Source organism: Bacteroidota bacterium, assembly GCA_030017895.1.
Classification (GTDB): domain Bacteria; phylum Bacteroidota; class Ignavibacteria; order UBA10030; family BY39; genus JASEGV01.
Genome location: JASEGV010000013.1, coordinates 44,207 through 50,912, shown reverse-complemented (window position 1 = coordinate 50,912; position 6,706 = coordinate 44,207). Strand labels below are relative to the sequence as shown.

The following is a 6,706-nucleotide window of genomic DNA, read 5'->3' as shown; positions in this document are numbered from 1 at the left end:
TTCTTAAATATACAAAAAAAAGTATTCAATAAGTCAATTTTTGGAACCGCCCTTAAAGCTGAACACGTTAGGGAAAAGAGAAAGATGTAGTAACAGTGAGTTAAAATGTTGTATAAAGAGAATCAGAATTGAGGTAAAATATTTATCCATTTGATGCCAAATATTTTGGGAAACATTTTAAACGAAGTCTTTTATTATGACAAAAGGTAAGAAACGTTCAGCTACTAAAATACTTGTCACAAGTCTCATAATAATTTGTTTTGTATATTTTTTATTTAATTTTTACTCCATTAAAACGAATTCCAGCCCTGCATGGACACCCGGCGGTCATAATAATAATTTATTTTATCCGAGACCTTCATCTGTCCTGATTAAAAAACCTGCCTTAGAACTTATCTGGACGTCAAGTTACATTCCATTGAATCGGCGTGGGGAATATACCACCAGAGCTCAACACCTTTCAACGTTCAATAATTCGGGGAGTATATTCCTTGCTGTTTTACGTGGAGGTGTTACAATGTTTAATGAATTTGGTGAAATGCTTTTTCAAAATCGTGCAAGAGACGGAGCTTTTGGTACCGTTGCTGAATTGGAAGGAGAGGGTTTGTGGTCGGTGGTGGCATTTGCTGATAGCAGTATCTGTATTTTCAATTCTAAAGGAATGATTCAAAGAAAATTACTAATTCCTAACAGAGTTGACCAAATATTTGCAGCTGATTTAGATAACGATGGAAAATATGAACTCTTAACGTCTGAAAGAGAAAAAATTCCTTCATCTGATGTTTTTAAAAGGGTAGATTGGGACAAACGAACGATTAAATGTTACAATGCCGTAACTTTTGAACGAAAATGGGAGTTCCGTACTGCTACAATTCCATTCGTTGATGCGGTAGAGGATATTAATAATGATGGCTATAAAGAAATTGTTTGCGGAACACACTCACTCGAAAATTCTATTTCTTACGGCGACATGATAGATAGTAATCGAACTTATATTTTCCTACTTGACCATTTAGGCAACAGGATATGGATGCGGACGTATGTTGCGACATTTGGTCGTATGCGTACCTCTGTTGCTGACCTTGACAATGATGGAACTTGGGAAATCATCGTCTCCGGTAATTCTTGGTTAAAAAATTGGGGTTTCGTAAATGTACTTCGAGCCACTGATGGGAAAATACTGTATAGTTTTCCCGATAAGGGTGCTTTAGATTATTCGATCACAGAACACGGCATTGCAGATTTAGATGGAGATGGCATTAAAGAAATTGTTTGTTCTTCGGTTGGGAAGAAGGGGAGCTTTTTCGTTCTTAATAATAGATGTCAACCCACAGGAAAAGAATATCGGGTAACACCAGCAAGTATGAATTACGATTACATTCATTGTAGATTGGCAGTGCTAAACGACATCGACGGAGACGGTAAGATAGAAATTATTGGTTCAAGCATAGTTGAAAAAATTATCGCTAACGACCCTCGCTTTATGTACTCTCAGTATAACGAACAACAATTTGTCATTCTTAGCTCAGAATGTAACGAAAAACTAAAAACACAACTTGGAGGGGAAATCATCGTCAGCGACTTGATACCTGGCGGTGGAAATGAAATAATTATTTTAGGCGAGGAAGTTTCAGTCTACAAGCTCAAGGAGGAGGAATACTAAGATGTTCTATCGCCTTAATATAATTGTAACTTTATTTCTCGTTTCCACATCAATAACATTTACCCAATACATGCTTGTCGAGCCGCAGTGGTGCTACTTTCTTGAGAAGCAACCATCTTGTTTGGCAACTGGGGATTTAAATAATGATGGTATGTCTGAAATCGCTGTTGGTCTCTACTCAAATCAAGTTCTTACTTTATCTCCCGACGGTCGTAAACTTTGGGAAATCACAACACCAGGGATTCCTAACTTTTTAGTAATCCAGGATATTGACGACGATAGCAGCCCTGAGATTATAATTGCTTGTTTTCCATATATTGCTATTGTTAACAAGTACGGTGTTCTTGAGAGACAAATTTCACTCCCTTTGCAGGGTAAACAGATTTATTCTTTTGAGGTTGTCCAACATACTAACCAAACAAAAGAATTCATAGTTTTATTGGAAGGACTTATTGTGATATTGTCGCCATCTGGCAAAATTAGAGCTACAATACCCGTAGATATTCAAGCATTCAAAATGAAGACCTACGATATTGATGAAACTAAGGAAAAGAGAATCCTTGTTCTTAGTAATTTTTCCATCGAATGTTTTACAACAGAAGGGAAACCCAAGTGGAATTATAAACCTGAAATATCTTTTAAAAGAGGTAAGTCTGCTTTCATTCAATTTATTTCAAAGAAATTGGATACTACTACTATCAGACCATTTCCAAGGAATGCACAGAAACCTATAAAAAATCCATGGAGAGATATTGAACCGGTTGATGCAGGTTATTTAAGCAGTGAAAGCAATAAAGCTATTATTACAGGTTTTTATACAGAAGATAGTACAGGTAGGATTTCGACTAATGTTGTTTGTTTAGATGCGCAAGATGGAAGTTTTAAATGGATTACAAGAGTTCCGCATCTTCTTCTGTCTTTAAAAATAATTGATGGGTTTGTGTATGTTGCCGGTGGTTATCGGGACGGCGATAACCGGTCTGGTTACTTTATCACTTTAGAAAACACTGGTATTATTAAAAAGATTCTTTCGTATGATTGGCCCACTTATTTTATCCGCAATGGAGATAACTTTATCCTCCACTGTGAACGGGGATATGGTGTTCGTGGTTATCTTAATCCCACACATGAAGGAATATTAAATCAATGTTATGGAGCAGTATCAGCATATTTCTTCGAAACAGGCGATTTTAATGGAGATGGATATACCGATTTGACTTTAGTTTTTCGCTCGCTTGAATACCCGGGTAAATATCGAATAGACATCCATCTGAACAAAATCCCTGCATTGAAGAAAACTGGCGACGATGCCCTTTCGAGTTATAAAATATTTTTAAAGCAAGGTGAAACACGAGACGCTATGAACATCGTTGAAAAAGCTGAACGGTATTATGCAGCAATTGGTAAAAGAGATGATGCGATTAAAGAAAAGTGGAAGATTGATCAAGAAGTTTATGAATATCGACGGGCAAATCTCATTCGTAAGGCAACATGGATGAGTTTATTTGCTGCCGCAATTGGTATATTACTTTACACGCAACGTAGAAAATTGAAAATGTATTTTCACAAAGCAAAATTTATAATTATTAATGAAGAATTAAAGCCAACCGTAGAACTACTTGAGAGTGTCAATGCATTTATTCACGAGAGCATAAAAAAAGTTAATATGCTCAAGTTAGCATTACTAGAGATTCAACATGGAAAGCCGATTGCTGAGATGATCCGGTTTTATAACGATAACCTTCAAGTGCTTAATAAAACTTACAAAGAGTATGAAGAACACCTTACTAAATACGAACAAATCAAAGGACGGGATCCAAAATCACTACGAAAACTTATCGAGAAAATCCCGTATCTTGATGAAAGAAAACTTGATGAACAAAGTAGTGAATTGATAAGATCATCCGTTGAAACTCTTCTTGATCGAATTGGCGTCAACCTTCGGCAAGAGATAATGACATACCGGCACTCAATAAGTGATGCCCTAAAAGAGGCGGTCGAAAACATAAGAAAAGAAAAGTACCATGAAATGGATAAATTTAAGATTCAAATAGAGTTAAGCATTGAAGACATTGTGAATATAAAAGATATCTACTACACTAATTTCGAAAAATGGAAACTGATCTTAACCAATATGTTCCGGAATGCTATCGAAGCAACAGTTATTGCTATCGAGAATAGCGCTAATCTTCAGGAAGAGCGGAGGATTATTTCAGCAAAACTTAGAGAAGTTTTCGAAGAACGAACAAAGCGAATTATTGAGATTGAGGATCATGGCTGTGGAATGGATGAATATGTACGAGCAAATATATTCAAAAACGGTTTTTCATCGGGTAAGAAAAAAGGGATGGGACAGGGGCTTACGCCCGACCTTGAACAATTTATTTTAAGCAAGGGGCAATATTCTATTAAATCTGAAAAAAATGTTGGTACGTTAATTAAAATTGAAATGGAATCTGTATGATAAAAACAATCCTCATTATAGACGATGAAGATGATATACGGCGGTATTGCAATTTGTCGCTCAAAGATCGATACACTTTGATACATGTTCGAAACGGAACAGATGGATTAGAAAAATTAGCAACAGTGGAAATAGATGCGGTACTTCTCGACAGATCATTTATAAAAGCTGATCCCGATAAACTCATCGGTAATAAAGAAAATGTAAAAAACGAAGGAATAGCAATTTTGCAAGCAATAAGATTGCGATATCCAAACCTTCCTGTAATTATGATTACACAGTTTGGTGATTACGCTATTGCAAAAGAGGCATTAGCAGTCGGTGCAACGGATTTCATCGAGTGGGGTGCGCTGACTTCTGACCAATTCTTTTTACATCATTACATTGAAAGAGCTATCCGGACTTCAAAGGGAGATGTGGAAGTTGTAACCCAAAAGTACAATGCATTTGGAATTATTGGCTCAAGTAATCGCATTGTTGATGTTTTCAATGTAATAGAGAAATACAAAGACAGTGCATTGCCCGTTCTAATACAGGGTGCCAGCGGTACAGGGAAGGAATTAGTCGCACGAGCCCTGCATTTCCTCAGCTTCAGAAAACAAAAACCCTTTATTCCGGTTGACTGCGGTGCATTAACAGACCATCTTGCTGAGAGTGAATTATTTGGTCACGTTAAAGGTTCATATACAGATGCTCATACTGATAAAAAGGGATTGTTCGAAGTTGCGAACGAAGGAAGTTTATTCCTTGATGAAATCGGTAATCTCAGCCCGAACATACAAACTAAACTATTGAGAATTGTTGAAACAGGTGAGATGCGGCGTATCGGTGAAACTGCGTATAGACGTATTAACGTTAGAATAATAGCAGCAACCAACTCGGATTTAGACCCAAAGACGTTCCGATCAGATTTGTACTGGCGGTTAAACGGAACAAAGATAAGTATCCCGGAACTAAAGAAACATAAAGAAGATATTCCCGAACTTGTTCATTATTTCATAATTAAATACGGAAGCGAATATGATAAGCTCGCACAAGGTATTGCCGCCGAAGCACTCGATTATTTGAAAAAGGAAGATTTTCATCAAAACAATATCCGAGAGTTGGAATTACTTATAAAACGTTGTGTTACAAACTCAAACGAAATAATTACACTCAGCGACATCGTCCGGTGCCGGGAAGAGCGCACTTATAACAGTAAGTCGTTGCTGAATCAATCAGAATGCCCTTGGACAAAATCGAATCAATGTCCGTTAATGGATAATGGCACGATGGAAGAAATTGAGAAGACAGCAATAACTCACCGCTTGGAAATTTTTAACGGGAAAAAAGAAGAAGCAGCAAAATCATTAGGAATAGGGAAAAGCAAATTTTACCAAAAATTAAAAGAGTATAATGTTTTAAAGAAAACCTGATTTCCACAAATCAATTCCGCATTCCAGAAATTGGAAAGCGGAATTACCTTCTATAAAAATTAATTAAGATTTCTGAAAAATTGTTATAAACCACCAAAATAGGTCACGCTGAGCTTGTCGAAGCGTGAAATTGAGCCGGAATGTCATGGTTCGACAAGCTCACCATGACTCTTACTTCATTTTTCTGATGTCTCTAATTAGTGAAAATACACCTTCATAAGCTACATCCCTTCAACACATAGAACGGCACACAATCTGCATAATGTCCGTTTACTTATGGAGCAGATTACAATACTTATAATTGATGACGGCGACGATTTATTTCGGTTCTGCCGACAGTTTATGCAGGGCACATACAGCATTGTACATGCAAGAACGGGACATGAAGGTTTAAAGATTCTTGAGACCGAAGTTGTAAAGCTAATTATTCTCGATAAGTCGTTCGATCGCATAAACAAAGGAGAGCTTTTTAGCGGCGATGCTGATAATGAAGGATTGGAAATTTTGAGAGTACTTCAACAGCTATATCCACAGATACCGGTAATGATGGTTACAGCACATGCCGATAAAAACTCACGTCAAAAGGCGCTCTTCTTGGGAGCTGTAGAATATTTTTCTTGGGAAAACATTTGTACCGATATTGATACTATGTTGACCAGCACTAAAAGAGTGATAAACTCAGGCGTTATGTAATTGATTTTTGCTCGCGGCTTTTAGGGGGGAAGCCGCGGGTTTTAAAAAAAATTAAATATTTTATTCACAATAAATACATTGGAGAAGTTATGAAGCAATTAAACAATTTTATTGATCCTCGAAGAATTCTTCGAATAGTAATTTATGTTTGTTCGATTATTTTCATCTCATGCACCGCCTTTGCACAGGTTGATACGCTCTGGTTCGAAAATTTCGACGATTTGGATACGCTTGCATGGACAAACAGGTGGAATGTATCGGCGGGTACATGGGAAGTGGGAATACCAACGAGCGGACCTGGAAGTGCCTATTCACCTCAACGATGTGCTGCAACTATCTTAGCTGGTAACTACCCGTCAAATGCTAATACGCGATTAGAACGCATTCAATCATTCACAGTTCCGCCAGCAAGTCAGAATCCACGTCTTCGATTTTGGCACTGGTTCAATACCGATGAGAACTACTGGTGCA

General features: G+C 37.2%; 5 protein-coding genes. All 5 read left to right on the top strand.

The genetic code is table 11. The features are described 5' to 3' along the window. The first annotated feature begins 196 nt into the window (after positions 1–196). Positions 197–1,663, top strand: coding sequence for a VCBS repeat-containing protein (locus QME58_04065; protein ID MDI6803008.1), 1,467 nt, complete (start codon positions 197–199; stop codon positions 1,661–1,663). A gap of 1 nt (position 1,664) precedes the next feature. Next, a complete protein-coding gene (locus tag QME58_04060) occupies positions 1,665–4,127 on the top strand; it encodes a hypothetical protein (protein ID MDI6803007.1) in 2,463 nt (820 codons plus the stop codon). Next, positions 4,124–5,542: a sigma-54 dependent transcriptional regulator gene (locus QME58_04055; protein ID MDI6803006.1), complete on the top strand. Its 1,419-nt coding sequence runs from the start codon at positions 4,124–4,126 to the stop codon at positions 5,540–5,542. Before QME58_04060 ends, QME58_04055 begins: the two co-directional genes overlap by 4 nt. Before the next feature lie 276 nt (positions 5,543–5,818). Continuing rightward, entirely contained in the window at positions 5,819–6,235 is a 417-nt protein-coding gene (locus QME58_04050) for a response regulator (protein MDI6803005.1), read from the top strand. Positions 6,236–6,324: 89 nt separating this feature from the next. Then, a partial coding sequence (locus QME58_04045; GenBank protein ID MDI6803004.1) for a hypothetical protein occupies positions 6,325–6,706 on the top strand: 382 nt, incomplete at its 3' end.